This is a genomic window from Pedobacter nototheniae (assembly GCF_032678625.1).
In the GTDB taxonomy this organism is placed as follows: Bacteria; Bacteroidota; Bacteroidia; order Sphingobacteriales; family Sphingobacteriaceae; genus Pedobacter; species Pedobacter nototheniae_A.
Window position 1 is genome coordinate 872,275 of record NZ_JAVTSO010000002.1, and the last position, 26,623, is coordinate 898,897.

20 protein-coding genes are annotated in these 26,623 nt (G+C 35.9%); 16 read left to right on the top strand and 4 right to left on the bottom strand.

The features are described from left to right. The first annotated feature begins 57 nt into the window (after positions 1-57). From R2Q77_RS09500 to R2Q77_RS09510, 3 genes are read left to right on the top strand one after another with little or no spacing between them, the layout of a single operon-like run. A complete protein-coding gene (locus R2Q77_RS09500) occupies positions 58-2,451 on the top strand; it encodes a gliding motility-associated C-terminal domain-containing protein (RefSeq protein ID WP_316803485.1) in 2,394 nt (797 codons plus the stop codon). Further along, positions 2,451-3,449: a PorP/SprF family type IX secretion system membrane protein gene (locus R2Q77_RS09505; RefSeq protein WP_316803486.1), complete on the top strand. Its 999-nt coding sequence runs from the start codon at positions 2,451-2,453 to the stop codon at positions 3,447-3,449. The genes R2Q77_RS09500 and R2Q77_RS09505 overlap by 1 nt, the downstream gene beginning before the upstream one ends. Before the next feature lie 3 nt (positions 3,450-3,452). After that, positions 3,453-3,893 carry a hypothetical protein gene (locus R2Q77_RS09510; RefSeq protein ID WP_316803487.1) on the top strand — a complete coding sequence of 147 codons (441 nt, stop codon included), beginning with the start codon at positions 3,453-3,455 and terminating at the stop codon, positions 3,891-3,893. Positions 3,894-4,154: 261 nt separating this feature from the next. Here the strand turns inward: R2Q77_RS09510 and R2Q77_RS09515 are convergent, their stop codons facing one another. Beyond that, on the bottom strand, positions 4,155-6,314 hold the full coding sequence (locus R2Q77_RS09515) for an FUSC family protein (RefSeq protein ID WP_316803488.1): 2,160 nt from the start codon (positions 6,312-6,314) through the stop codon (positions 4,155-4,157). A 719-nt stretch (positions 6,315-7,033) separates the two neighbouring features. On the opposite strand from R2Q77_RS09515, the gene R2Q77_RS09520 reads away from it, so the two are divergent. Genes R2Q77_RS09520 through R2Q77_RS09530 form a run of 3 tightly spaced genes read left to right on the top strand, consistent with a single transcriptional unit; the run spans position 7,034 to position 9,642 of the window. Continuing rightward, entirely contained in the window at positions 7,034-7,399 is a 366-nt protein-coding gene (locus tag R2Q77_RS09520; protein WP_316803489.1) for a hypothetical protein, read from the top strand. 52 nt (positions 7,400-7,451) lie between these two features. Further along, a complete protein-coding gene (locus tag R2Q77_RS09525) occupies positions 7,452-8,804 on the top strand; it encodes a PhoH family protein (protein WP_316803490.1) in 1,353 nt (450 codons plus the stop codon). Between the two features lie 40 nt (positions 8,805-8,844). Continuing rightward, positions 8,845-9,642 (top strand): hypothetical protein, encoded by a 798-nt coding sequence (locus R2Q77_RS09530; RefSeq protein ID WP_316803491.1) that lies wholly within the window; start codon positions 8,845-8,847, stop codon positions 9,640-9,642. On the opposite strand, the gene R2Q77_RS09535 is transcribed toward R2Q77_RS09530, so the two are convergent. After that, complete coding sequence (locus tag R2Q77_RS09535) at positions 9,608-10,819, bottom strand: TCR/Tet family MFS transporter (RefSeq protein ID WP_316803492.1); 1,212 nt, start codon at positions 10,817-10,819, stop codon at positions 9,608-9,610. The genes R2Q77_RS09530 and R2Q77_RS09535 overlap by 35 nt on opposite strands. Positions 10,820-11,011: 192 nt before the next feature. Here R2Q77_RS09535 and gyrA point away from each other — a divergent pair, with 192 nt between their 5' ends. The 3 genes from gyrA (at position 11,012) to R2Q77_RS09550 (ending at position 15,960) form a co-directional block, all read left to right on the top strand. Beyond that, positions 11,012-13,594: a DNA gyrase subunit A gene (gyrA, locus tag R2Q77_RS09540; protein WP_316803493.1), complete on the top strand. Its 2,583-nt coding sequence runs from the start codon at positions 11,012-11,014 to the stop codon at positions 13,592-13,594. A gap of 32 nt (positions 13,595-13,626) precedes the next feature. Next, positions 13,627-14,709 carry a tetratricopeptide repeat protein gene (locus R2Q77_RS09545; RefSeq protein ID WP_316803494.1) on the top strand — a complete coding sequence of 361 codons (1,083 nt, stop codon included), beginning with the start codon at positions 13,627-13,629 and terminating at the stop codon, positions 14,707-14,709. A gap of 105 nt (positions 14,710-14,814) precedes the next feature. Beyond that, complete coding sequence (locus R2Q77_RS09550) at positions 14,815-15,960, top strand: tetratricopeptide repeat protein (protein WP_316803495.1); 1,146 nt, start codon at positions 14,815-14,817, stop codon at positions 15,958-15,960. 155 nt (positions 15,961-16,115) lie between these two features. Here the strand turns inward: R2Q77_RS09550 and R2Q77_RS09555 are convergent, their stop codons facing one another. Together R2Q77_RS09555 and R2Q77_RS09560 are read right to left on the bottom strand one after the other, a co-directional pair. Next, on the bottom strand, positions 16,116-16,622 hold the full coding sequence (locus R2Q77_RS09555) for a GNAT family N-acetyltransferase (RefSeq protein WP_316803496.1): 507 nt from the start codon (positions 16,620-16,622) through the stop codon (positions 16,116-16,118). Between the two features lie 375 nt (positions 16,623-16,997). After that, entirely contained in the window at positions 16,998-17,363 is a 366-nt protein-coding gene (locus tag R2Q77_RS09560) for an NUDIX domain-containing protein (RefSeq protein ID WP_316803497.1), read from the bottom strand. 217 nt (positions 17,364-17,580) lie between these two features. On the opposite strand from R2Q77_RS09560, the gene R2Q77_RS09565 reads away from it, so the two are divergent. The 7 genes from R2Q77_RS09565 (at position 17,581) to R2Q77_RS09595 (ending at position 26,484) form a co-directional block, all read left to right on the top strand. Then, positions 17,581-17,829, top strand: coding sequence for a hypothetical protein (locus R2Q77_RS09565; protein WP_316803498.1), 249 nt, complete (start codon positions 17,581-17,583; stop codon positions 17,827-17,829). 273 nt (positions 17,830-18,102) lie between these two features. Beyond that, positions 18,103-18,606, top strand: a complete 504-nt coding sequence (locus R2Q77_RS09570; RefSeq protein ID WP_316803499.1) for a hypothetical protein — start codon at positions 18,103-18,105, stop codon at positions 18,604-18,606. Between the two features lie 120 nt (positions 18,607-18,726). After that, a complete protein-coding gene (locus R2Q77_RS09575; RefSeq protein WP_316803500.1) occupies positions 18,727-19,836 on the top strand; it encodes a sensor histidine kinase in 1,110 nt (369 codons plus the stop codon). Continuing rightward, positions 19,826-20,581 carry a LytTR family DNA-binding domain-containing protein gene (locus tag R2Q77_RS09580; RefSeq protein WP_316803501.1) on the top strand — a complete coding sequence of 252 codons (756 nt, stop codon included), beginning with the start codon at positions 19,826-19,828 and terminating at the stop codon, positions 20,579-20,581. The genes R2Q77_RS09575 and R2Q77_RS09580 overlap by 11 nt, the downstream gene beginning before the upstream one ends. Before the next feature lie 167 nt (positions 20,582-20,748). Then, positions 20,749-21,888, top strand: a complete 1,140-nt coding sequence (locus R2Q77_RS09585; RefSeq protein ID WP_316803502.1) for an efflux RND transporter periplasmic adaptor subunit — start codon at positions 20,749-20,751, stop codon at positions 21,886-21,888. Between the two features lie 22 nt (positions 21,889-21,910). Beyond that, positions 21,911-25,069, top strand: a complete 3,159-nt coding sequence (locus tag R2Q77_RS09590; RefSeq protein ID WP_316803503.1) for an efflux RND transporter permease subunit — start codon at positions 21,911-21,913, stop codon at positions 25,067-25,069. 2 nt (positions 25,070-25,071) lie between these two features. Beyond that, a complete protein-coding gene (locus R2Q77_RS09595) occupies positions 25,072-26,484 on the top strand; it encodes an efflux transporter outer membrane subunit (protein WP_316803504.1) in 1,413 nt (470 codons plus the stop codon). The last annotated feature ends 139 nt before the right edge of the window (positions 26,485-26,623 follow it).

The window sequence follows — 26,623 nt, forward strand, 5'->3', positions numbered from 1 at the left end:
TGATATTTTTACAATAAAACTGTTTACTCCCTCCCAATGATAAATAGATCTTTATTAATGCTTCTATTAATCTTTATGGTTACTTCATCGAAACTATATGCACAGGCTTGTCCTGAAAATATTGGGTTTGAGAATGGGAATTTTCAGAACTGGAAATTGTATACAGGAACGACAACAAATATTGATGATAAAAACTTTGTTTACATCAACGAAATCAATGCGCCAGTAAAAGGACGACATACCATTATTACAGATAAGAAAGCAACTGATCCTCATGGTCATTTTCCGTTAATTCCGGCGGGTGGTGGAAATTTTTCAGTTAAAATTGGAGATGAAGGTTCAGGATCGCAATCGGAAGGCATTTCTTACTTAATCAATGTCCCGAATGATCGTCCTGAATTCACCTTAACCTATCAGTATGCTGTAGTTTTAGAAGATCCTGCTCACCGGGCATCAGAACAACCGAGGTTTATTGCCAGGATTAAGGACGTGGAAAAAAACGAATACATTCCCTGCGCTTCTTTCGAATACATTGCAACATCTTCTTTACCAGGCTTTAAAAGGTCTGACATTAGTAACCTGGTGATTTATAAAGAATGGACGCCTGTAACTGTAAATTTATCAGGCTACCAGGGTAAACAGCTTATTCTTGAATTTATCAGTGCGGATTGTACCTTAAGTGGTCATTTTGGTTATGCTTATGTTGATGTAAATAATCTTTGTGGTGATATTATTATAGGAAATACTTATTGCAAAAGTGCAGATCAGCTTACGGTATCAGGCCCGAGTGGTTTTAAAACCTACAACTGGTATAGTGCAGACCGCTCTGTAAAATATGGATCAACACAAACGGCTATTATTAAACCAACACCTCCGGAAGGTGCTAAACTCTTATTGGATTTAATTCCTTACGACGGATTTGGCTGTCCAAGTACCGTTTCAGCAACTGTTAAAAGTGTAAACTACGAACTTCAGGTTTTACCTAAAAAAACAGTTTGTAAGGATACAGAAGTTGATTTAACCTCAGCTGATTATGTATTAAACAAATCTCCCGAATTTACTTATCTGGTTTATGCCGATAAAGACCTTACCCAGGAAATTAAAGGTTTGGTAAAAATTAGTGAGGCCAAAACTTATTACCTACTGGCAACAAATTATAAAGGTTGCCAAAGTGCAGGCATAATAGATTTAACCATCAACGATTTGGCTGCAGTTAGCGTTAAAAATCCCGACCCTGTATGTTATAATGAGACTGCGGACTTAACAAAAAATAATTTATTTACAGGAGATTTAACTGGTATTACCAAATCTTTCTTTACAGATGCTACAGTACTAAAACCCCTTGCAGATCCCATCCATGTAAACAAATCGGGCAAATATTATATTAAGCTCGTTAATACTTCTGGCTGTGAAAGCATAATTCCGATAGAAGTTTTTATCAATCAAAAACCCGTACTAAAAATTACTAATCCGGCAGCGGTTTGTTTCCCTTTAAAAGTGGATATTACTCAAACGGCAAATTTTACAGGTAGCGATGTCGACCTAAAATATAGCTTTTTCGCTGATAATAATTTAAGTCTGCCAATTGCTGACCCTAAAAATATAGACAAGTCTGGCATTTTTTATATAAAAGCAGAGAATGCAAATGGATGTGTGGTTAGCGATAAAATAGAAGTTAAAATAAACGAATTGCCCATCTTAACTATAAAAGATCCATTGCCTGTTTGCTATCCTGAAAAGGTAGACATTACCAATTCTACTTTATATGCCGGAAGTTCTTCTAACGTAACCTATTCTTACTTTTACGATAGTAACCTAACCAGTAAAATCAATAATCCTAAACAGGTTAACCAGACTGGAACTTATTATGTTAAAATAACAAATTATAGTAGTTGTTATGTTTCTGATAAAATAGATGTTGTTATCAATCCATTACCGGTTATTGTTTTACATCAACCTGCCGCTATTTTTGACCATGATTTTATTGATCTTACTTCTGCCAGTATTATTCAGGGTAGCCGTGGTTATGCTAAAATTAGCTACTTCCAGGATGCATCCCTGCTTAATCCAGTACCCAATCCGGCCAAAATAAATAAAGCAGGTATTTATTATATCCGTTTAGAAAATGATAAGGGCTGTTCGGTCTCTTCATCTATTGAACTCAATATATTACCAACCCCTAAAATAATTGTGCCTTCGGCATTTACGCCACAAAAATCTACTAATAACCGGTTATATCCTTTCCTGGTGAGCATTACAAAACTTGTAAGCTTTAAGGTTTACAATAAATGGGGGATATTGGTTTACCAGACAGATGCTTTAGATGGAGGATGGGATGGACAGTTTAAAAGTAAAATGCAACCATTAGAAACGTTTTCGTGGGTTGCAGAGGGGATAGACACCTTTGGTGGTAAATTTCAATCCCAGGGTAAAACCATATTAATACTGTAATGAATAAAACGTTATTAAGTTTATTGATGTGCTTAATTGCGGCATGTTGTTCGGCACAAGATCCAAAATTCTCTCAATATTTTGCATCACCGCTAACGCTCAATCCGGCATATACGGGCTTTTTTGACGGCGATTACAGGTTTGCGATCAATACCAGGCAACAGTGGGGTAATATGGGCGATCCTTATAATACTTACAGCGTTTCTGGCGATTTAAAATTGGTTGACGATGAGAATTTCACCAATAATGTTTTTAGCATTGGTTTAAGTGGTTTATTCGATGAGTCTTTTAACAAAGCATTAAAATCGCAATATATCAGTGCCAGCTTTTCCTATTATCAATATTTAGATATAGAGCATAAATTCAAATTTGGATTGGCACCACAGGTTTCATATGTTTCCAAATACCTTGATTACAACAAGCTTACCTTTGCTTCTCAATATACTTCTGATGGTAATTTTGATATGTCGATGCCAAATTACTTAGATTTAAAAAATGATAAAACTTCTTATTTCGACCTTAATTTGGGAGCAAATTTTTCAGCAACATTTGACCGGTTGAGTCTTGTAGCAGGCTATTCATTTTACCACATTACCAGGCCGCATGAAAACATGCTGAATGGCAATAACGATGTAGTTCCTTATCGTAAAACCATTAATTTAAGCGTATTATATAAAGTAAATGATTTAGTTGATTTAAATTTTAGCGGAATTAATTTTGCCCAAAAGGTTAACAACGAAACCCTTTTAGGCGGTGTTGTAACTTTTAGACCAAATGAGGAAACCAAGATTAAAATTAATACGGGTTTATGGTATTCATTTAACCAGTCGGCAGTTTATCCTTACCTGGGTTTATCTGTTGGCAACATCACAGCCGGTTTAAACTATACTGTTGCAGCAGATAGGGTATTAAACACAACACCACGTACCTACGAGATTTCCTTAATTTACACGCACAATAATTTTAAAGGTTATAAACTGGCTTGCCCTAAATTTTAAATTATGAAACCGTATCTATTATTACTCTTATTTATAGTATCAGGCAAAATAACCTTTGCACAAAATGTTAAACAAAGCATTGATTACCAATTCAACCGCGAAGGAAAAAATTATTATGCTTTTGAATTGTTTAAAAACAATAAAGATTCTAATAACGATTATTTGATGCTTAATTTTACGTCGAATTCCAGCTTTAAAAAAATTGATAAAATTTTAATCAAAACAACTGATTCAGAATTTAAATTAAAATTTAAAGTAAGAGAAGAGCAGGTGAAATCAGATAATCCAGGGCAGAAATTTTATCCAATTGTTATTGATTATAAATCTTTGTCAGTACAGAAACTTAACTGTGATGCTCAAATTATTTTCAAACTGGATGATGGTTCATCTTTGGCGCTACCATTTAATATCTGCTCTATTAAGCAAATTTTAAGTAGAAACTAAATACATCAAGTTTTGCTTTAATACGTCATGCTGAATTTTTTTAGGGTTTTTCCTGTTAAAAGATGCTGAAATAAATTCAGCATGACGATGGACTTAGTTAGATTGTATACAAGGCTAATTTTTATAAACCAATAACCAAACTCAGTTGCCCGTCTTCGTACCTTAGTGGAGAAATCTTTAAACCTTTAAATGCAGATTTCTCCATTCCATTGCACTCCAGTCGAAAGGACAATTGCAATTAGCTCAGGACAGTGTTAATTACTAAATCTTAATTTTTACCGATAGTTTATAAATATCGTAGGCTACTTTTTGAATTAAATCAAACTGTTCAGGAACTAAGTCTTCACCTGTTTTAATTAAAATATCATTGTCGTTAAGCCTGATTAAAGGAACATTTTCAATACTGCTTTTTCCTTCAACTAAATTATCTATGGACGCATCCAGCAAATAAATGGTATTGTTGTACATCGGTTTCAGTCCATCAAAATTTTCAAAAACAAAATCGTGTTCTTTGTTATAAAGTGAAAGTGTGGCAATGTAAGAAGATAACAAATGGCTCAGCGCTGTAAACTGGTGTACATCTTTAATAAATAACTGCTTGCTTTTAGGCTCAGAAAACATTCGTTGAAATAACGAAGCTAAATTGGCAGTACTTACATACACTTCTTTTCTGGCCAGCTTGTAATCGGTACGGTTGTAATTCTTTTCAAAATATAAAAAACTAATCTGTTCCAGGTATGCCTTATTTGCCTTTAAGATATCTGTCATGGCCTGTTTAAGTTTCTCATGTTCCCAGGTTGGGAAAAGAGAATAGCTGGCCAAAAGAGCAATACCTGAGCCAATAAAAGTATCGTAAATTCTTTCTCTGGCCAAAGCCAAAGAACCCATACCCAAAAAGTCAAATAGGATTAAAATATAAGGTGTCATAAACAACACGCTTACCACATAGTTTTTTCTTTGAAAACTATAACAGCCAATCATACAAATTAAAAGGATACCAAATAAAGCATGCCTGTCGTGCACAAATGCCAATACACCCATTCCAATAAATGCACCAACCGTTGTACCAATTAAACGTTGGTAATTGCGTTGTTTAGTTAAGCTAAAACCTGGTTTAGAAATTACCAGAATCGTTAACAAAATCCAATAACTGTGCGAGAAATTTAAAAGCTGGGAAACAATAAAACCTAAAAGCATCACTACCGTAACCCGGAGCGAATGCCTGAAAGTAGAAGAACTGTAGGTTAAATTCTCCGTAAACAACTTAAGGTCAAATTTTTGCCTGGTAATAAACTTTTCGGTATCCACATCGGCCTGCCGGATATCTTTACTGGTCCTGATTTTAAAATAGCTAAATATGGTTTTTACCCTCGATAAAATATTTTCAATATTGACTTCTATATTTTTCAGCGCAATAATTCCAATGGTACTATATTCTTGATTTGTATTATTACGCTCCAAGTCATTTATTTTAACTTTTAAACGTTCAATTTCTATTAAAAGGCGTTTTGATATGGTTGGTTTGCCACCACTTTTTAAAGCAAAAGCAATATCATCAAGTGCATAAGAAATGCGTTTAATTGCCATTTCATAATCAGATAAGATCCCAGATTTATCGAATTGATCGTGCAGCTGCTGATAATTGTAGTACGTAGACATTACCTGCTCAAATAAATCGACCATATCTACAAAAACAAGCAATAAAAAGCGCCCTTCAGGGGTAGAATCGCGAATAATTTCGCGGGTTTTAAAGAGCAGCTCTCTTACGGCATCCTGCTTTTCGTGTACCGAAACCTGTAGCTGCAATAAATCGGCATAAGTTTTATCGTAATTATTGTTGTGGTGGTAAAATTTAGCCTTTTCACGCAAAAACTCTGCAACCTCTAAAATGGAATCGCTTAACGATTGCTGAACAAGGCGATAGGGGCGTATGCGGTATACAAAATAACTTAGGCCTGTGTACCATAAACTACCGGCCAGCACCATTAAAGCATGAAGCAATACATCTTGCCAGGGACGTACATCATCAATACTGAGCACTATAATTAATAAAGTAGCCGTTCCTACAGCTGCTGCCCTAACACCATAAATATAAAACATGGAGAGTACGAAACTCGATACCATGAGTAAAAAACCAATGAAATAATGGTTTTTATTGGTTAAGCCAGTCAGTATGGAAAACAAGAAAATTAATACCGTAGTAACCAGCATGGCATTCCGGCGGTGCACCATTGGTCCGGGGGTATCAACAACGCTCACACAAAGGGCTCCTAAAGATAAAGTCATTCCATATTTAAGCAACCCAAACTGGGCGAAGATAAGAGATGGCAAAAGTACACCAATAGTGATCCGTAAGCCATCTGCAAAATATGTACTTAATAAAAAATCCTGGATGTTTCTTATCGGCTGCCTGATCTGCATGGTTACAAAAATAACATATTACCTAAGGTTTTTGTTGCCATTTTATTTTAACTTTTTTTTAAGATTGTCTGTTTTAGGCAGAAAATTTATAATTAGACCTTACATGATTATTAAGTCGTTGTTAATAAACGAGATAAGGATTGATGTTAATAAATCAAAAAATCATTGTTTTTAGCCTGTTAACCGTAAAAATACATGTTAATAAACTGATTTTAAGGTTAATAACTTTGTTTATAAATAATAGTATATTTTTCTTGACGGGAAGTTGTTCAAATGCTAAATTAGATGATATCAAATACGAAGTACTTTGAATTCTGATTTAAGCTATCCAAAAGAAATATAGAACCGAAAGGGGAAATGTTTCGGATAATTATAAGGGAAAAAATAATTAATTTCAGAAAGGGTTAAACCAAGTAAGAATATAGAGCGTTTATCGAAAGATGTAACATCCGAAAATTAACCCGCCAGAAATTATTAAAAATTGCAGAATTTCACGAAAGGATGTAATTGGAAATAAATTTTTACGAAACGCAAAAGTTTGCAGAAACTTAGTGAAAACGGAAAAATCAAAGTAACAAGAATTAGATGCCTTATAAGTGACTATGGTTATTTTTAAGGTTAAAACGGGGAACTAAATCGAAAGAAGAAGATCCCCGTTTTTCTTTTATCTGGTTTTTTCTTACTTTCTTTTGCGATCCTTATTTTAAAACCACTATAACATGGCATTTAACTTATTTAAAAAGAAAAAAGCGGAACCTGTAACCAATGCTGCAATCGATTTTTCGTCTATAGATAGTCAGGAAAAAGCAGTGCAACTTTATGTAGGCAAGCAGCTGGTAAAGCTTTATTTAATGCCATTGGCATTTGGTGGCGAGGATAATCCATTAAATGTGCTTTATGTACCAGCGTTTGTAAATTTCTATAAAGACCGTTTTGATATTATGATTGAAAACCTGCTTTTAGAAGGTAAAGAATTAAATTATTCGGCGGTTCCCGAATATAAGGGAAACAGCTTTATCCCTGGCAGTTTACTTATCAGCGTTAGTGGTGATGCAAAATTCCAGGAAACCATAAATATCTGGTAATTAATATGTAGATGACACTCCAAATCATCCTGATAAACATTAAATTTACCGAATGGCTAAAAAAGGTAAATCAATCCCAAATCCATCAAAAAAGATTTTCGTTTTAGATACATCTGTTATTTTATACGACCACGATGCTATAAATAATTTTCACGAACATGATGTAGCGATTCCGATCCAGGTATTAGAAGAGCTGGATAATTTTAAAAGTGGAAATGATACGCGGAATTTTGAAGCAAGGAGCTTTATCCGCCTGATAGATCAAACCTCAAAAGAGCAGCTAATAAGCAACTGGATTGCCCTAAAAGGCACCAATGCAGGCATGTTTAAAGTTGTATTAAATGAAATACCTTTAAAAACTGATGCCGAGGAAGTTTTTGGAAAGGGAAAATTTGATCATAAAATATTAAATGCCGCACTTTGCCTTAAAGAAGAAAACCCGGATAAAAAAGTAGTATTAGTATCAAAAGATATTTGTTTACGTTTAAAAGCTAAAGCATTGGATTTATATGCCGAAGATTATGAAACAGGTAAAATCAAGAATGTTGAAGCGCTAAATAGCGGCAAAACCGAAATCAATAATTTTTCAGAGGAAATTATTGAAGAGATCAAAAAAAAGAATACCATTGAGGTTGCCGGATTAGATTTCGAAAGCCCTAACGCCAACCGTTTTTATACTTTAAAAAACAAGAGGAAAACGGCAAATGTATTCTATAACCATGCGCAAAAAACAATTTCGGCAGTTTCTACTGATCCAATATTTAAAATAAAACCTAAAAACATTGAACAGGCTTTTGCCATCCATGCATTATTAGATCCTGAAATTAAGCTGGTCAGTATACAGGGAAATGCCGGCACAGGCAAAACACTTTTAGCCGTGGCCAGCGCATTGGAACAACGTAAAAACTTCAGGCAGATTTACGTAACCAGGCCAATAGTTTCTTTAAGCAACAAGGATATTGGTTTTTTACCCGGAGATGCAAAATCAAAGACAGATCCTTTTATGGCACCTATATGGGATAATCTTCGTTTTATAAAAGAACAGTTTATTGGCGATGATAAAATGTCGGCAAAGATTGACGAGCTGATTAATACTGAAAAAATAGCCATTGCGCCATTAGCCTTTATCAGGGGCAGAACCCTGACTAAGATATTCTTCATTGTAGATGAAGCGCAGAACTTAACCCCACACGAAGTTAAAACCATTATTTCGAGGGCAGGAGAGCATACTAAAATCGTTTTTACAGGAGATATTTACCAGATTGATACCCCATACCTTGATTCGGAAAGTAACGGGTTATCCTACCTCATTGAAAATGCTAAAAATCATCCGCTTTATGCACACATTACTTTGCAAAAAGGCGAAAGGAGCGAACTGGCAAATTTGGCCAACGAACTGCTTTAAATTAAAATATAATTAACGTTAAATCTCAAACAAAACAAAAATGTTCTCCTTATTTATTATTATAATTTTAATTCGTTTAGCCAATAAATACCTTGATAAAGGCGCCTATAAATTAGCCGTTACAGAAAACCCAAATATCGACAATAAGCCTTTACAAAGTTATTTTCCATTTGTTTTTCATGTGTTAATTACTGTACTGCTTATCATATCCTGCTTTACAACGGGTATATTAAACGAAGGAAGAATTCATGTTTTAGTTGCCGATGGAATCTTTCAATTTGTAAGTACCCTGCTGATTTTAATCGTCAGCATGATAAATCCATTTGCACCAATTTCTCCAGGGATAAAGGAAAAGATAGAGGCAAAATCGAAGGAAAAAGATGTTCAATGGATGAACTGGTTTTTAAGGGGGCGTAACTGGCAACTTATTAAAGGTTTTGTCTGTATATTAATTATAGCTTATTTTATCAATAGCGGCTATTTATTTATACCTGATTTTAATAATGGGGCTATATCGGGCGTAATTATTGTTTTAATTGTATTCTTTATTGTAAGTAATCTTATTCAATTGGTTCACAATCCTGTTTACTTTAAAAAAGCAACCTTGTTTCGGTTATCAATGCTTTACCGCTCCATTAAACTGTCGTTCTTTATTGCCGGGGGAATAATACTGTTAATTTTTATCTTTTCGCAAATACAAAATCTAACCATAAGAAACATTGTAAATTTAGAGGGTATCGCGTTATTGGTTTACAATGTCATCATGGCTTACAACGAATATAAAGTACTAACGATCAAGTCAGTTAATGATACTTCCTCAACGCCCTTATCGCAATAAGTAAACCGATTAAAGTTAAAATTGCACTGAGGATAAACGGCGCACCAGGAAAATAGAGTGGTGTACTATCTTCAATAAAGTAAACAAAAATATGACTGGCTAAAAACGGCCCGATAATAGCGGCCAAACTTTGTAAACTTGTTGTAATGCCCTGAATTTCGCCTTGTGCATTTTCAGGAACCTGGTTAGAAATTATACTCTGCATGGCTGGCCCGCCGATTCCTGCCAAACAATATGGCAAAATAAACAACATCATCATCCAGCCGGTTGAAGCAAAAGCGAAACAAATAAACCCACCAATGTACAGGATTAAACCAAAGTAAATGGCCTTTCTATTTCCTATTTTAGGAATAATAATGCGGATTAAACCACCCTGTACGATGGCGATCATTACCCCAACCACGCCCAGTGAATACCCAATCATTTTAGAATCCCATTTAAATTTTTCAATTACATAATATGACCAGTTTGATTGCACAGAATGGCTGGCTATATACAGTAGGAGTAAAGTACCTAATAAACCCAGTATGGCCGGGTATTTTGATGCATTTAAAAAAGAACCCACAGGATTAGCCCGCTTCCATGAAAATTTTCTTCTCTTATCGGGCAATAAAGACTCAGGCAAAATAAAATATCCATACAGCCAGTTAATCAGGGCAAGGCCAGCTGAAATCATAAACGGAACCCGCAGACCGTAGGTACTGAAAAGCCCACCAATAACAGGCCCCAAGATAAAGCCCACACCAAAAGCAGCTCCAACCATACCAAAATTCTGGGCTTTCTTTTCAGGTTCAGAAATATCAGCAATATAGGCCATGGCGGTAGTAAAACTTGCACCGGTTATACCGGCAATAATCCGCCCAATAAAAAGCCAGAATATAGAAGGAGCGAAGGACAGAAAAATATAATCAATACCCAATCCGAACAATGAAAAAAGCAGGATGGGGCGCCTGCCATATTGATCGCTTAAGCCACCCATAATTGGCGAGAAAATAAACTGCGCCAGCGCAAAGGCCACCATCAGGTAACCGCCATAATCTGCTGCCACACTCAAACTCCCACCAGTAAAATCCTGAATCAGTTTTGGTAAAACAGGAATAATTATTCCAAATCCGGTAAAATCTATAAGCAGCGTTACCATAATAAACGCCATTGCTGATTTCTTTTGTTGAGCCATTTGATATCGGATTAGAATACAAAAGTATTATAAAAAATATTTCTTTGACCGTATCTTTTTTTTATCGTTTTGTACGTCCTTTTTTACCCTAAAACTTTTCAACAATGCCTTATTATGGCATATTTTTGCTAAATTCGCAAGGTTATAATAATACCTTTTTAAACTTCGTTTTTGATAACGATAAAATAATTTATGGCAGAAGATTTAGAAAATCAACAAAACGACAAAATCATCCAAATTAACATAGAAGAGCAGATGAAATCTGCCTACATTGATTATTCAATGTCTGTTATTGTATCAAGGGCTTTGCCTGATGTACGAGATGGCTTAAAGCCGGTTCACCGCCGTGTTTTATACGGAATGCTTGATCTTGGAGTAACCAGCAATAAACCACATAAAAAATCTGCCCGTATTGTGGGTGAGGTTTTAGGTAAGTATCACCCGCATGGTGATGCATCCGTATATTTTACCATGGTACGTATGGCCCAGGATTGGAGTTTACGTTACCCGATGGTAGATGGGCAAGGAAACTTTGGCCACATTGATGGTGATTCTCCGGCAGCAATGCGTTATACGGAAGCCCGTTTCTCTAAAATTGCGGAGGAAATGCTTGCCGATATTAATAAAGATACGGTAGATTTTCAGTTAAACTTTGATGATACCTTACAGGAGCCCACTGTTTTACCGGCAAAAATCCCTAACTTATTAGTTAACGGATCATCCGGTATTGCCGTAGGTATGGCTACCAATATGGCGCCACATAACTTAACCGAGGTTATTGATGGTGTTGTAAGTTATATCGACAACAGAGAGATCACGATTGAGGAATTAATGAAGTTTGTGAAAGCTCCGGATTTTCCTACAGGTGGTATTATTTATGGTTATACTGGCGTTAAAGAAGCTTTTGAAACGGGTCGCGGTCGTATCGTAATGCGTGCCAAGGCAGAAATTGAAAGCATTAAAGACCGTGAGGTTATCATTGTTACCGAAATTCCTTACCAGGTTAATAAAGCACAAATGATTGAGCGTACTGCTGAATTGGTTGGCGAGAAAAAACTGGAAGGCATTTCAAACATTAAGGATGAATCGAATAAAGATGGTATCCGCATTGTTTACGAAATTAAGCGTGATGCAAATGCATCTATCGTTTTAAACAACTTATATAAATACACAGCGCTACAAACTTCTTTCAGTGTAAATAATATTGCATTGGTAAAAGGTCGCCCGCAAATGTTAAATCTAAAAGATTTAATTGTTCATTTTGTGGATCACAGACATGATGTAATTGTTCGCCGCACAAAATATGAATTAGCCGAAGCCGAAAAACGCGCACACATTTTAGAAGGTTATTTAATTGCTTTAGATCATTTAGATGAAGTAATTAAGTTAATCCGTGCTTCAGAAACACCTGAAGAAGCCCGTGTTGGCTTGATGGAGAAATTCGGATTAAGCGATATTCAGGCCCGTGCAATTCTGGATATGACGCTTCGTCGTTTAACCGGACTTGAGCGTGATAAGATCAAGGAAGAGTATGCTGAATTAATGAAAACCATCGAATACTTAAAATCTATATTGGCTGATGAAGGTTTGCGTATGCAGATTATTAAAGATGAGCTGGCAGAAATTAAGCAGAAATTTGGCGATGAACGCAGAACAACTATCGTTCACTCAGCTGAAGATATGAGTATGGAAGATTTCATCGACGATGAAGAAGTTGTAATCACCATTTCTCACGAAGGTTATGTAAAACGTACACCTGCAACTGAGTTCAGGGCACAGGGTAGAGGCGGTAAAGGATCAAAAGGCAGTACTTCAAGAAATGAAGATTTTATTGAGCACATGCTTGTGGCAACCAACCACAACTATATGTTATTCTTTACCGAAGCCGGAAGATGTTTCTGGTTAAGGGTTTACGAAATTCCGGAAGGCTCAAGAACCAGTAAAGGAAGAGCCATTCAAAACATCATCAACATTCCTAAGGAAGAGAAAATTAAGGCTTACATTAAAGTTAAAAACCTTAAAGACCAGGAATATTTAGAGAACAATTTTATTATTATGTGTACCAAAAAAGGTACTATTAAAAAAACTTCTCTTGAAGCATACTCTCGTCCGCGTGTTAACGGAATCAATGCCATTAATATTAACGATGGCGACCAGTTATTAGAAGCATGTTTAACCAATGGCGAAAGTGAAATTGTAATGGCATTACGTTCAGGAAGAGCCATTCGTTTTAACGAAAAAACCGTTCGTCCTATGGGTAGAACAGCTACTGGAGTACGTGGTGTTACACTTGCGCACGAAAAAGATGAGGTTGTTGGTATGATTGCCATAAACAATCCGGAGGTTACGGTGTTAGTAGTATCAGAAAAAGGTTATGGAAAACGTACGGACATTGATGATTACCGTGTAACTAACCGTGGTGGTAAAGGTGTAAAAACCATTAACGTAACGGAAAAAACAGGGCAATTGGTTTCCATTAAAGACGTTACAGATAGCGAAGATTTAATGATTATTAACCGTTCTGGTATTGTAATTAGAATTGCAGTAGCAGATTTAAGGGTAATGGGACGTGCTACACAGGGCGTTAGATTAATTACTTTTAAAGGTGATGACGAAATTGCATCGGTTACTAAGATTGATCATGAAGAAGATGAAGAAGAAACAATTGATGCTGAAGGTGTAGTTATAGAAGGCGGCAAAGCAGCTGAGGGAGAAACACCTAAAGAAGATACAACTGAATCTGACACGACAGAAGACACAGAAAACGAAAACTAAATCAATTTATAAAAAAAAGTATAATATTAATTATGAAAAAAGTAATTCTTAGTATATTGTTTGTAGGTGCAGCCACCTTAACATTTGCGCAGAAAAGCGAAATTGCGGAGGCTAAAAAAGCCTGGGGCATTTTTCAGGCTATGGGTCAAGGTTTACCTTTGCCAAAAAAATTAGAATCTTTAAAAGCTGCTATAGCCCATACAGATAAAGCCATTGCTGATGAGAAATCTAAGGTAATGCCAGAAGCATGGTCGTACCGTGCGCTATTAACTTCATCTGTAGCTATTTTAGATACCACAAGTGTTGAAAATGCAGATGCCAATTTAAAACTTGCTCAGGAAGCAATTGCTGAAACAAAAAAGTTAGACACTAAAAATGCTGAAAAAGAGAACATTGCATTAGCGGAAACTAATATCGCAAATGCAGTAAGAAACGGCGGTGTATTGGCTTATAACAAAAAAGATTACAAAACCGCTTACGAAAAATTTGTTCAGGCTACCGTAATTAACCCTTCAGATACTGCAATGTATTTAAATGCTGGTATTGCAGCAAGAAACATTGAAGATTATCCAAACGCAATACAACAATTTAAAAAGGTAATTTCTTTAAATTCACCTCAGTCTAAAGAATTGTATGCAGAAGTAATCGACATTACATTAAAAAAGCAGAAAGATACAGTAGCTGGTTTAGCCTTATTAAAAGAAGCAAGTACTAAATATCCAGAAAGTGCTGATTTTATTAAAACCGAAACTCAGATTTACATTGATAAAGGTGATGCTGCAAAATCAGAGCAAATGTTAAATGCTTTAGCAATTAAAGAACCAAATAATCCTAATTATCAGGTTTTATTAGGCAATATCTATTTCACTCAGGCTTTAAAATTACAAGCTGACAGAAATAAAATTGACCCTAAAAAAGTTAAAGAATTTAATGATGTAACGGCTAAAATGAATGGCTTGTTAGATAAATCTGTTCCTTATTATAAAAAAGCATTAGATGCTGATGCAAATAATCAAGGTGCATTAGAAACTTTAAAAACAATTTATGCCTTCAGAAATGATACTAAAAATTATGAAGACATTAAAAAACGTTTAGATGCATTACCAAAACAGTAATCGTCATATTAATTAAAAAAAGAGTCCTGATTTTGTCAGGACTCTTTTTTTTTGATTATTTTTACGTTTTTAGTCAGGTGCTTATTGCTTAATTTATATTTTCTTATGCAAAGTCGTTTTAAATTATTGATTCCGTTTTTAGTCTTTTCAGCTTATAATGCCAGTGCCCAAAAAAGCCAGATCCTTATTGCCAGAAATGCAGTGGGCAAACTTCAGGCTTCCATAGCTAGTAAAGAAGATGAAAAGAAACAATTAACCATCATTACGGAAGGACTTAAAGCATCAGAATCGGCCGAGAAGGATAAAAAAACGATGAACTGGCCCGAAACCTGGTCTATTAAGTCATATTTAACCTCTTATGCATCCTTAATTGATACAGACCCTGCAAACTCTGAAAGATATTATGATTTGGCGATTGCAGCTGTTAAACAGGCTAAAGACCGCGATAAATATGAAGATAACGCAGGTTTAATTAAAGCATCGCACCACAACATTTTAATTAAAAAGCAGGATAGGGGCACTGCAGCCTATTTCAGGAACGATTTCAGCGAAGCATTTGATGATTTAAGAGAAGTGAGTGATAATTTCCCTGCAGATACTACATTAGCTTTAAATACAGCTATTTGCGCGCTAAACATTCAAAATTACGACGAATCTCTAAAGTTTTTTAAAAGAGCAAAAGACAATGGAATTAAGAATCCGGCAGTTTTCCAAAAAATGTCAGAAATGTATGTGGCTAAGTTTGACAGCGAAACCGCAGTTAAAATTTTAGAAGATGGTTTGGTTGCAAATCCTTTTAATCATTTTTTAACGAACGATTATATTAATCTTTTGTTAGATACCGAAAATTATGACAAAGCCCAATCTTTAATTGAAAATAATTTAAAAGTAGAAAAAGGAAATAAACTTTTATTTTTCCTTTATGGCTATTTGCAACAAGTAAAAGGAAATAATCCTACAGCGATTTTAGCTTACGATAAAGCCTTAACAAAAGATCAGAATTATTTTGATGCACTTTATCAATTGAGTTTAGCCTATATTAATACGGCAAATGATGTTTTAAAGAAAAATGATTCAGATAAAAATACGCAATACAGTGCGTTAATTAACCGGGCACAATTTGCACTACAACGTGCTAATGAAATTAATCCGAATGATCGTAAAACCGTTCAATTACTGATCGATATTTACACCCGTAAAAACGCATTAGACAAAGTGCAGGAACTAAAACGCAAACTCCAGGAATTTTAATTTTTAATCAGTTTCAAAGGAAGTAGGGTAATGTTGTTATTTTCAACTTAACATAATATTAATTATAAGACAAATATAATATACTTCACGGAGCAATAAAATCCATTTTATTGGTGCAATTCTAAAAGTTATTTATAATCTACTGATCGTGGGGATTATAAAGGGTGACGATCAATCTTAAAATAAGCCAATTCAATTCCCTCTCTTTTTAGATTAGATAACCTTTTTAATCCGGCTTTCTGCAAAACCTTTTGCGAGGCAATATTATTTAGATCAGTGATGGCTACGATCTCTATAGCATCCGTACTGGTCAGACAATAATCTACTAAAGCTTTACTTAATTCAGTAGCGATACCTTTACCCCAGTAGTTCCTGCTTAACACATATCCAATTTCAGTTTGCCCGGGGATATATTTGAAATCCCTGATGACACATGTGCCGATAAAATCATTGTCCTGTGTGTTAAATATCCCCCAGCGCCCCAATGGGGTCTTGCCATAATTACCCATTGTTGTTCTAAAAAGTTCAATATACTCTTCCAACGGTCGATAAGGAAGATATTGGGTAACCTGTTCGTCCTCAAAAAGAGAAATGAAAAATGGCTGCTCATTCTGGGAAAATTCCCGTATAATTATAGAATCGCTCTGGAATAAAATTGGCATCTGTAGTTGTTTTATTTATAATTAAGAGGTATTAATTAATCATCTAACTGCATATTAACAAAAAAATAAATTTATAATAATAACCATTCATAAAAAAATCATAATGCGCTTTTACCGAAAAACCGTATAGTTGGTTTAAGTGAATATAAGAATGGTTGTAGCCCTCCCAAGGTGCTATAAAAGATCTGTTTGCAGCCATATCAAAAGACATATATCGCTTAATATAATCAATATCATCAAGACTAAAAGTCGTTAATTTTCCTTTAAAAGTAATATTCCTGTCATGAAAGGAATGTTTGAATATATCACCCCCGGTTAACAATCCAATAGTTTATATGAACCAAAATCGCAGGTATCCTTACAACCAAGCTTTTTTCAACCGAATAAATTATTCTGACTTAAATAGTCGAAAATTAACTTGTCAACCTCTGAGATTTTATCTTTATCAGAATATTTAAGCCATTTAATTTCTTCAATTTCAGAACTGGCTTTTAATTCACCGAGATATTCTCCCGAATAGCAAGTCATTTTTACGAATACGCCTTCTATATGTCCATGGGCCTGAGCTTCAAACGTGCCTACATATTTCAAAGTATTGCGGTTAATTGTTACACTTAGCTCCTCGTTAATTTCTCTAAGCAGCGCCTGTTCATCTGTTTCTCCAGACTCTCTTTTACCACCTGGAATATAATATTTATCTTTTCCGTAGCTTTTAGTCGAAAGAATAGATTTATCTTTCAATTGTATCCAAGCAAGTTTGTCAATTACCTTCACGTATGTTTAATGTTTTTAAAGCAAATGTAAGAGATCTGATTCAAGCTGCGAAAGATTAAATACACAATATATGCAGTCATATATTTTAAACAATTTATTCTAACTTTAAGCGCTGGATATTTGATCTAAAAGTAACCAGTAAATGTTTGATTACAAGTTAATTAAATTCAATAAAACAACATAAATGACGCAAAAAGAATTAACTGAATTAACAGATGAAGACTTGCTCCAGGAAGCAAAAAAGATTAAATCAACCAAATATTTCGACGGTTTCTTCATTGGTTTATTAATCGGAATTGCTGTTTATAGCACGGTTAAAAATGGTTTTGGTCTATTAACGTTCCTTCCCTTAGTCTATTTACCCATAGCGGCTAAAAATAAAGCCAAAAACACAGCACTCGTAAGCCTTTTAAAAGAAAGAAATTTGAGATAAATATTAGCGCTATCTTTTTCTGGCAGCTCCCATCCTATTTTTAAGCTTCAATTTTTCTGTTCTAATCGCTCCATCATAATCTTGATTTGGTTTGCATCATCGATTAAGCTGTTTGTTCTGTACGGAAGTATTTTTACCAAATACAAATCAGTCACGCCTAAATAAACTTCAGGAGCCAATTTTTACGTTTCGGTTAGCTTGAGAGCTTTAAGGGTGGCTTGATTGGTATTTTTGTGAATGGCAGTTCCAACCAGATAGAAATAATATAAAATTATGATTACCGATTATTCAAGTCCATCCTGGTTTAACCATTTGATGGAAAGCATTAACAAAAATATTCCGGACGCTTCATATCATTTCTCATTTAAAACTACTGCTGAAATCAAAAAAACTTTTAGCCTTCCTCCTACTTTTTTAAAAAAGATAAATGGTTTTTCCAATATCATTGCCATTTACATGGATGCAGGATGCTACAAAAAAGAAAGGTTACTTTATTACCACACCTATCTTACCTATATGCGCATTTCTCCTTTAGATTATGCCGGTCGATTGATTTGTAAAATGAAACTAATCTCAAACGAAAATTGCTTTTCCAACGCTGCAGAACAGGATATGGGGCTTATCATGGGCATTATTCAAAGGCTTGGCCATCAAAAAAGATACGATATTAATTTTGTGGATGAAAAATTGTATTTTGATTTACATACTGGATTTTCTTATCATAAAGAAATGGAACTGATACACCTGATTCTTTTAAATACAAGTCAGCACCAATAAATTGATTACCTAAAAACAATAATTATTTCCTTAGCTGTCAACATTTATGGCATTTTTGCAAAGCAGTTCGTGAATTAAAACGATCAAAAGACTTTAACGAATTAAAATATACATTGAATAATGACGGAAAATACTTTTTTAAGCAAAAGGGCTAAACGAATTTCGTTTCTGTTTTTTGCGTTCCTGTTGTTTTATCTTGTTTCTTTTTTGATCGATCCATATGCCAATTTCTGGAAAAACTATTTCCACAGAGATTTTTCAGATATTTTTGCCGAATGGGTAGTTTCGTTTCTGTTTTGCTTTCTGATTGCAGAAGGCAGCATTCAGATCCACATAAGGTTGAATAAGCGCTTTCCATGGACCAGTAACCCTTTAAAAAGGTTGATACTGGAATCTGCACTTAATATATGTGTGGTTACCCTGCTCATTTTAATGGAAGTTGTCTGTGTTCATTTAATTTACAGCAAAACTTTAGCTTTAAATGAAGAATTATCCAGCCAGAATATACGCGAAATGCTGCAATGGTTTATCGTAAGCTTGCTTATCTCGTTTGTTATTGTATCTATTAATACCGGGAGTTACTTAATCAACAACTGGAAAAATACGGAACTTAAGGTATCAGAACATAAACTGAAAATGGCAAGACTGCGGCAGGCTTCCATTGAAGCAGAATTAAATGCACTTAGGCTGCAATTGGATCCGCATTTTATTTTTAACAACCTAAGTGTGCTTTCCGAGCTTATTCTGGAAAACCCAAAACTTGGTTACGAATATTCAGAAAATTTCTCTAAAGTATATAGATTTCTGCTCATTAATTCTAAGAAAAATACCATTACACTGGCCGACGAATTGAAGTTTTTAAAAGCTTATATTTTCCTGATCGAAAACCGAATTGGTGCAGGCGTACAATTCGAAATAGCCGTAAACGAAGATGCGGCTAACTTGCTGCTTCCCCCACTCACTTTGCAACTGTTGATTGAAAATGCATTAAAACATAATATTACCAGCAAAAGCAATCCATTAAAAATTAAAATTTACAGCGTGGAATCCCAAACTGTTGTTGTAGAAAACACACTCCATCCGGTTGCCCGAAAAAGCGATCATTCAATGGGCATCGGTTTGGCCAATATTATTTCCAGGTTTACCTTATTGTCTAAAACCCCTCCACAAATTGTGGCGGATGAAAATTATTTCAAGGTTATGATTTATTTAATGCACTATGATCAATAATATCGTAATTATAGAAGATGAAAAGCTTAATGCCGATCGCATTAAACGCCTTGTTGGAGCAATCAGGCCGAACGTTTCTGTTCTTGGTGTGATAGATAGCGTGGCCGATGGTATTAAATGGTTTAAAGCCAATGTTATGCCTGATGTAATTTTAATGGATGTGAGGTTAATTGACGGGTTGAGTTTCGAAATTTTTAAGGAAGTTGAAATTAACTGCCCTGTGATATTTACCACAGCCTATGACGAGTATGCGGTAAATGCATTTAAGCATAATGGTGTAGATTATTTATTAAAACCAGTTGAACAGGATGAGCTTGAACAAGCCATAAAAAAAGTAGAAAAAGTAGCTAACCCATTAGCAAACCAGGATATGATGGCCGGGCTAATGGCATTTTTAAAGCCCAAGGAATTTAGAAGCAGGTTTTTAATTCCATATAGAGACAGTTACAAAACCATTTTAACAAGTGAAATAGCCTGTATCTATACTGAATTTAAAAGCACGAGGGCTCTTTTAACTGATGGAGCAGAGATTGTGTTGCTGCAAAAAATGGAAGAATTGGAAGAACAATTAGATCCCAAGTATTTTTTTAGGGCAAACAGGCAATTTATTATTCATATTGATGCCGTATTACAAATCCATAACTATCATCATGGAAAATTAAAAGTAGTGATTAAAAATTGTGGTGCTGAAATCATTGTCAGCAGAGATAAAGCCAGTTTACTTAAATTATGGATGGGTTATTAAAATTGTCAAACATTCCTTCCAAACGCCATAACCTGGCCCGAAAAGCGAATGACGATTCGATACTTAATCCTTTCGATTCAACTGCCAATTTTAACGGTTCGACAAAATATTTTAAAGCTTAAGCTTCGATTCGATTTTCTTTGCCTGCGCAAAAAGATCAAATCCCAATGATAAGAAATAAAATACAAGTTAAAAATACATTAAAGTTCCTTTCGTTACTTGCTTTATCAATCCTATTAAGTTCATGTGGCGGTAAACAAGCAGAAAACCAGCAACAAGCACCGTTAAAAGCCGATTTTATAACGCTGGAACCCACATCAGCCAATCTTTTAAAAAAGTATCCCGGCACAATCGAAGGTTCGGTTAATGTAGATATTAAAGCCCAGGTATCTGGATACCTTGAACAGATTTATGTTAAAGAAGGTGATTATGTAAACAAAGGTCAAACCTTATTCCGTATTAAAGGCGATGTTTTTAATGAGCAGGTAACAGGTAGCCAGGCCAGCCTAAAAGCTGCATTAGCCGCACAGGCCACAGCAAAAATTGAGCTGGAAAAAATAAAACCACTTGTTGAGGGAAAGGTTGTTTCTCCGCTGCAACTGGAAACCGCACAAGCACAATATGAATCAGCATCCGCACAGGTATCGCAAGCACGTGCTGCTCTGGGCTCATCCAAAATCAATGCAAATTTCGCAATAATCAAAGCCCCTGTTAGTGGTTATATAGGTCGTATTCCGAATCGCATTGGCAATCTGGTAACTCCGGCAGATGCAACTCCACTTACCTCACTATCTGAGATTAATAAGGTTTTTGTCTATTTCTCCATGAGTGAATCCGATTTTATCACTTATGCAAAAGATAAAAAGTCCGGTGCTACCGGTAATAAGGTTGAAGTTATTATGGCAGATGGAACGGTTTATAACCAGGTTGGCGAATTGGAAATGGCCAGCGGAAATATCGACCAGAGCACAGGAACAATGGCGTTAAAAGCTGTATTCCCAAACCCTGATAAAATCCTTCGTTCTGGTGGTTCTGCCCGGATTATATTAAGTAAAAACCTTAACTCCTCGCTTTTGGTACCTATGGCCAGTGTAAAAGACATTCAGGATAAGTTTTTTGTATTTGCTTTGGGCGATAGCAACAAAGTAGAAATGAAACCTATTGAGATTGCAGGCCGTAGCGGTAATGATTACATTCTGAAATCGGGAATCAATCCAGGAGAAAAGATAGCTATTAACAGCATCGATATCCTCAATCATGGTATGAGCGTTACGCCTAACCTGGTAAAAAAGGAAAAATCACAATAATAATTCTGATAAATAAAAAGACATGCTTAAAAATATAATAGATAGACCGGTAATGGCAACCGTTATTTCCGTGGTGCTGCTTATTTTAGGAATCATTGGTTTAACCAGGCTACCTGTAACCAGGTTTCCAGACATATCACCGCCTACCGTAATGGTATCAGGAAGTTATCCGGGTGGAAACAGTGAAGCTGTAATTCGTTCAGTGGTTACTCCGCTTGAAGAGCAAATTAATGGTGTAGAGAACATGCAGTACATTAAATCTTCTGCAAGTAACGATGGATCATTCTCCATCTCCATCATTTTTAAACAAGGGGTTAATGCCGATCAGGCTGCTGTAAACGTACAAAACCGGGTTCAACAAGCCACACCTATACTGCCGCAAGAGGTAATTAGAATGGGACTTACCACCTCAAAACAGCAAAATAGTATGATCATGATCTTTAATGTTTATACCACAGATAATAAAAAATACGATGAACTGTTTCTGCAGAACTATGTAAACATTAACGTAATGCCCAGCATTAAAAGGGTTCCGGGGGTTGGTCAGGCACAGGTTTTTGGAATAAAAGATTATTCCATGCGTGTTTGGTTAAATCCTCAAAAAATGGCCAGCTACGGAATGGTACCTGAAGATGTGAATAAAGCCATTGCCGATCAAAGTATTGAATCGGCACCTGGAAAACTCGGAGAAGAATCAGATGCTGCACTTGAATATGTAATGAGGTATAAGGGCAAGAAGAATCAAACCGATGAATATGAAAACATTGTCGTAAAAAGAAAAGGAACACAACTGGTCAGACTAAAAGATGTTGCCAGGATTGAATTCGGTTCTTTGAGTTACAGCGGTAATTCAACATCAAATGGAAAAAACGCCGTTACCGTTGCTATATTACAAACTACAGGCTCAAATGCTAACGAGATAGAAATAGGTGTTCGCGAAGAACTTAAAAAAGCATCAAAAGCGTTTCCTCCAGGCATTGCCTATACCAGCTTATTAAGTTCAAAAGAGCGATTAGATGAGGCAACAGGACAGGTTAAATCTACTTTAATCGAGGCCTTTATCCTGGTGTTTATCGTGGTATTTCTTTTCCTTCAGGATTTCAGATCGACCATTATACCTGCTATTGCCGTTCCGGTAGCTATTTTAGGAACCTTTTTCTTTTTGCTGGCTTTTGGTTTTACCATCAATGTACTTACGTTATTTGCATTGGTACTCGCTATTGGGATTGTGGTAGATGATGCAATTGTTGTTGTAGAAGCTGTACACAGTAAAATGGAGGGTTCCAACATGTCTGGCAGAGAAGCCACTCACAGTGCGATGGGCGAAATTACCGGAGCCGTTATTTCAATTACCCTGGTTATGTCGGCGGTATTTATTCCCATTGGTTTTATGACAGGTTCATCGGGTATTTTCTATAAACAATTTGCCTATACCCTTGCCATTGCTATTATCATTTCTGCGGTAAATGCCCTAACATTAACCCCTGCCCTTTGTGCATTATTATTAAAAAACAACCACGCTGCTGTCGATGGTAAAGAAATACAAAAACCCGGATTCCAAAAAAGATTTTTTATTGCTTTTAATTCAGGTTTTGATAACCTTACCGGCAAATATATTAAAGGCTTAAAATTCCTGATCAAGAGGAAATGGCTTGGTGCAGGCCTGGTTGTATTAATTACCGCTATCGCCGGTTATTTGATGGTGAGTACGCCAAAAAGTTTCGTACCAATGGAAGACGATGGTTTTATTGTATTTAGTTTAAGTATGCCTCCAGGCACTGCGTTAGACCGTACCACTGCTACAACGAAAGAAATTGACAAAATTTTAGCTCAAAATCCTGCCGTTGAAACGGCTTCATCCATTACGGGTTATAACATACTTTCAAATAGCGCAAGTCCGGCATATGCAATGGGATTTGTAAAGTTGAAAGAGAAAAAAGACCGGGGTACAGTAAAAGATATTGATGAGATTATGGGAAACTTAACAGGAAAGTTCTCTGAAATCAAAGAAGGAACCATTATGGCTTTCAGAAGTCCTCCGGTTGAGGGTTATGGCGTAACCAGTGGTTCGGAAATTGTATTACAGGATAAATCAGGTAAAGATCCGGCAGCACTTAAAATAATGGCTGATAAAGTAATTGGCCAGATTATGCAGCAACCTGGCGTGCAATATGCCTACACCACTTTTCGTGCAGATTATCCGCAACTTGAGTTAGAAGTTGATGAAGATAAGGCCAATCAGATGGGAATTAGCATAAGTGGATTAATGAGTACCATACAAACTTATTTTTCTGGCGATCAGAGTATGAATTTTACGCGGTTTGGAAAATTTTACCGCGTAAATGTTAAGGCTGATGGTATATTCAGAACGGATGAAGATGCATTTAACGAAATCTTTGTACGCAATGACCAAAATGAAATGGTACCTGTTAAGTCTATCGTAAAGTTGCATAAGGTTTATGGGCCCGAAGCATTAAACCGGTACAACTTGTTCAATGCAGTAACCATTACTGCTATTGGTCTTCCAGGTTCGAGCACAGGTTCTATTATGGATGTACTGGAGCAAAATGTACTTAGTAAGCTACCAACCGATTATGGTTATGAATGGACAGGATTAAGCCTTGAAGAAAAATCATCCGGAAATCAAACACTTATGATTCTTGGACTGTGTTTGTTATTTGTTTATTTCCTTTTGGCCGCACAATACGAAAGTTATCTATTGCCCTTAGCGGTATTACTTTCTATTCCGACGGGTATTATTGGTGCTTTTGCAGCCATAAAAGCAATAGGGTTAGACAACAACATTTATGTACAGGTTGGCCTTATTATGCTTGTTGGTTTGCTCGCTAAAAATGCCATTCTAATTGTAGAGTTTGCTGTTCAACGCCGGGCTGCAGGACTTTCTATAGTTGAATCTGCAATTGAGGGTGCAAAATCAAGATTAAGACCAATAATAATGACTTCATTGGCATTTATTGTAGGAATGATTCCCCTTATGATCGCTACAGGAGGTTCGGCTGCCGGAAATAGATCAATCAGTACCGGAGCTGCAATGGGCATGCTTTCAGGGGTCATTCTTGGTGTATTTGTAATTCCTTTACTCTACATTGTTTTCCAGTACCTGCAAGAAAAAATTTCTATTAAAAAAGAAATCGTTAACGCCAATACAAATCACCAATAAAAATGAAATTAGCTAAAAACCATATATTGCTTTTACTGTCATCAGTCGTTTTATTAGCTTCATGCGCTGTGGGTAAAAAATACAAACGCCCTGAAATAGGCGTGCCAGATCATTTCAGATCTCAAATAGCGGTTACCGGAGATACGGTGTTGCTGCCCTGGAAAACCTTTTTCAAAGACCCTAAATTAGTAATCTTGATTGAAAAGGCTATGCAAAAGAATATTGATGTATCCGTTGCCATGCTTAACATTGAGCAAGTAGATTTATCTTATAAACAGGCCAAGCTGGGTTTACTCCCAACGGTTGACTTATCGGTTGGGGCGGCCCGGAACTATTCATCCATGAATTCACTTAACGGCTCATTAAATCAGCAGTTTACCGGGGCAAGGTATCTTGATGATTTTAATACAACCTTCTCCGTTTCATGGGAAGCTGACATTTGGGGGAAAGTGAAAATGCAGAAAGAAAACGCAAAAGCTAACTATTTTATGCAAAAAGAAAACTTATCGGCCCTTAAAACCCGTATTGTGGCACAGGTTGCCCAAAGTTACAACAACCTCATTGCATTAGATGAACAATTAAAGGTGGCCTTGAGAAATACTGCACTTAGCGATAGTACATTAAAAATGATTCGTTTGCAGTTTAATTCTGCGCAGGTAAATTCTTTAGCTGTAGAACAGGCAGAAGCACAGAAAAAAACGGCAGAATTACTCGTTCCGCTAACCAGACAAAATATTGAGGTACAGGAAAATGCATTGAGCATACTCTGCGGTACTTTTCCAAGCCAAATAGAACGGGCTGCAAATGCTGCACAACTTAACCTTACAGTAATCTTTCCGTCGGGGATACCTGCAACATTATTAAGCAGAAGACCAGATGTTAAAGCAGCTGAATATGCTGTAACTGCTGCCAATGCAAATACAGGTCTTGCTAAAGCAGCAATGTACCCTACGTTTAGCCTTACGCCATCCGTTGGGATGAATTCTTTTACGTTTAACAACTGGTTTGAATTACCAGGCTCACTGACCAAGAATTTGGCGGCCAATATTGCGCAACCCATTTTTAGAAAAAGGGCATTAAAAACGGCCTACGAAACTGCATTATTAGAACAAAAGAAAACTGCACAGCAGTTTAAACTAACAGTAATGACCGCTGTGGGCGAAGTTTCTGATGCCATGGTGAAGGCCAAATATGCTAATGAACGTTCGTTACTGATAGAAGAAAAAAGCCAATCGTTAGATAAAGCAACAAGAAATGCGATGTTACTTTTTAAAAGTGGAATGGCTACCTACCTGGAGGTTATTGTAGCGCAAAACAATAGTTTACAGAATGAATTAGAAAAGGCAGAAATCAGAAGAGATAAACTTAATGCTGTTATAGATCTTTACCGTTCTCTTGGTGGCGGTATAGAGTAAGCGTACTAAAATATTACCTATTTGGGCAACCAGGTTTCAAACGGAGGTTTGAATTAATTCTAAACAAATTTAGGTTGCCCATAGGTTATTTCAAATTACGGTTAGTGGGTTGAACAACACCATGTTCAGGTGAATTTAC

Excerpts from the sequence above, each read along its gene's own strand:
- R2Q77_RS09585 (WP_316803502.1), top strand. The coding sequence starts at position 20,749 with ATGATAAGAAATAAAATACAAGTTAAAAATACATTAAAGTTCCTTTCG.
- R2Q77_RS09545 (WP_316803494.1), top strand. The coding sequence starts at position 13,627 with ATGAAAAAAGTAATTCTTAGTATATTGTTTGTAGGTGCAGCCACCTTA.
- R2Q77_RS09515 (WP_316803488.1), bottom strand. The coding sequence starts at position 6,314 with ATGCAGATCAGGCAGCCGATAAGAAACATCCAGGATTTTTTATTAAGT.
- gyrA (WP_316803493.1), top strand. The coding sequence starts at position 11,012 with ATGGCAGAAGATTTAGAAAATCAACAAAACGACAAAATCATCCAAATT.
- R2Q77_RS09505 (WP_316803486.1), top strand. The coding sequence starts at position 2,451 with ATGAATAAAACGTTATTAAGTTTATTGATGTGCTTAATTGCGGCATGT.
- R2Q77_RS09575 (WP_316803500.1), top strand. The coding sequence starts at position 18,727 with ATGACGGAAAATACTTTTTTAAGCAAAAGGGCTAAACGAATTTCGTTT.
- R2Q77_RS09555 (WP_316803496.1), bottom strand. The coding sequence starts at position 16,622 with ATGCCAATTTTATTCCAGAGCGATTCTATAATTATACGGGAATTTTCC.
- R2Q77_RS09580 (WP_316803501.1), top strand. The coding sequence starts at position 19,826 with ATGATCAATAATATCGTAATTATAGAAGATGAAAAGCTTAATGCCGAT.
- R2Q77_RS09510 (WP_316803487.1), top strand. The coding sequence starts at position 3,453 with ATGAAACCGTATCTATTATTACTCTTATTTATAGTATCAGGCAAAATA.
- R2Q77_RS09500 (WP_316803485.1), top strand. The coding sequence starts at position 58 with ATGCTTCTATTAATCTTTATGGTTACTTCATCGAAACTATATGCACAG.
- R2Q77_RS09590 (WP_316803503.1), top strand. The coding sequence starts at position 21,911 with ATGCTTAAAAATATAATAGATAGACCGGTAATGGCAACCGTTATTTCC.
- R2Q77_RS09530 (WP_316803491.1), top strand. The coding sequence starts at position 8,845 with ATGTTCTCCTTATTTATTATTATAATTTTAATTCGTTTAGCCAATAAA.
- R2Q77_RS09525 (WP_316803490.1), top strand. The coding sequence starts at position 7,452 with ATGGCTAAAAAAGGTAAATCAATCCCAAATCCATCAAAAAAGATTTTC.
- R2Q77_RS09535 (WP_316803492.1), bottom strand. The coding sequence starts at position 10,819 with ATGGCTCAACAAAAGAAATCAGCAATGGCGTTTATTATGGTAACGCTG.
- R2Q77_RS09570 (WP_316803499.1), top strand. The coding sequence starts at position 18,103 with ATGATTACCGATTATTCAAGTCCATCCTGGTTTAACCATTTGATGGAA.
- R2Q77_RS09520 (WP_316803489.1), top strand. The coding sequence starts at position 7,034 with ATGGCATTTAACTTATTTAAAAAGAAAAAAGCGGAACCTGTAACCAAT.
- R2Q77_RS09595 (WP_316803504.1), top strand. The coding sequence starts at position 25,072 with ATGAAATTAGCTAAAAACCATATATTGCTTTTACTGTCATCAGTCGTT.
- R2Q77_RS09550 (WP_316803495.1), top strand. The coding sequence starts at position 14,815 with ATGCAAAGTCGTTTTAAATTATTGATTCCGTTTTTAGTCTTTTCAGCT.
- R2Q77_RS09565 (WP_316803498.1), top strand. The coding sequence starts at position 17,581 with ATGACGCAAAAAGAATTAACTGAATTAACAGATGAAGACTTGCTCCAG.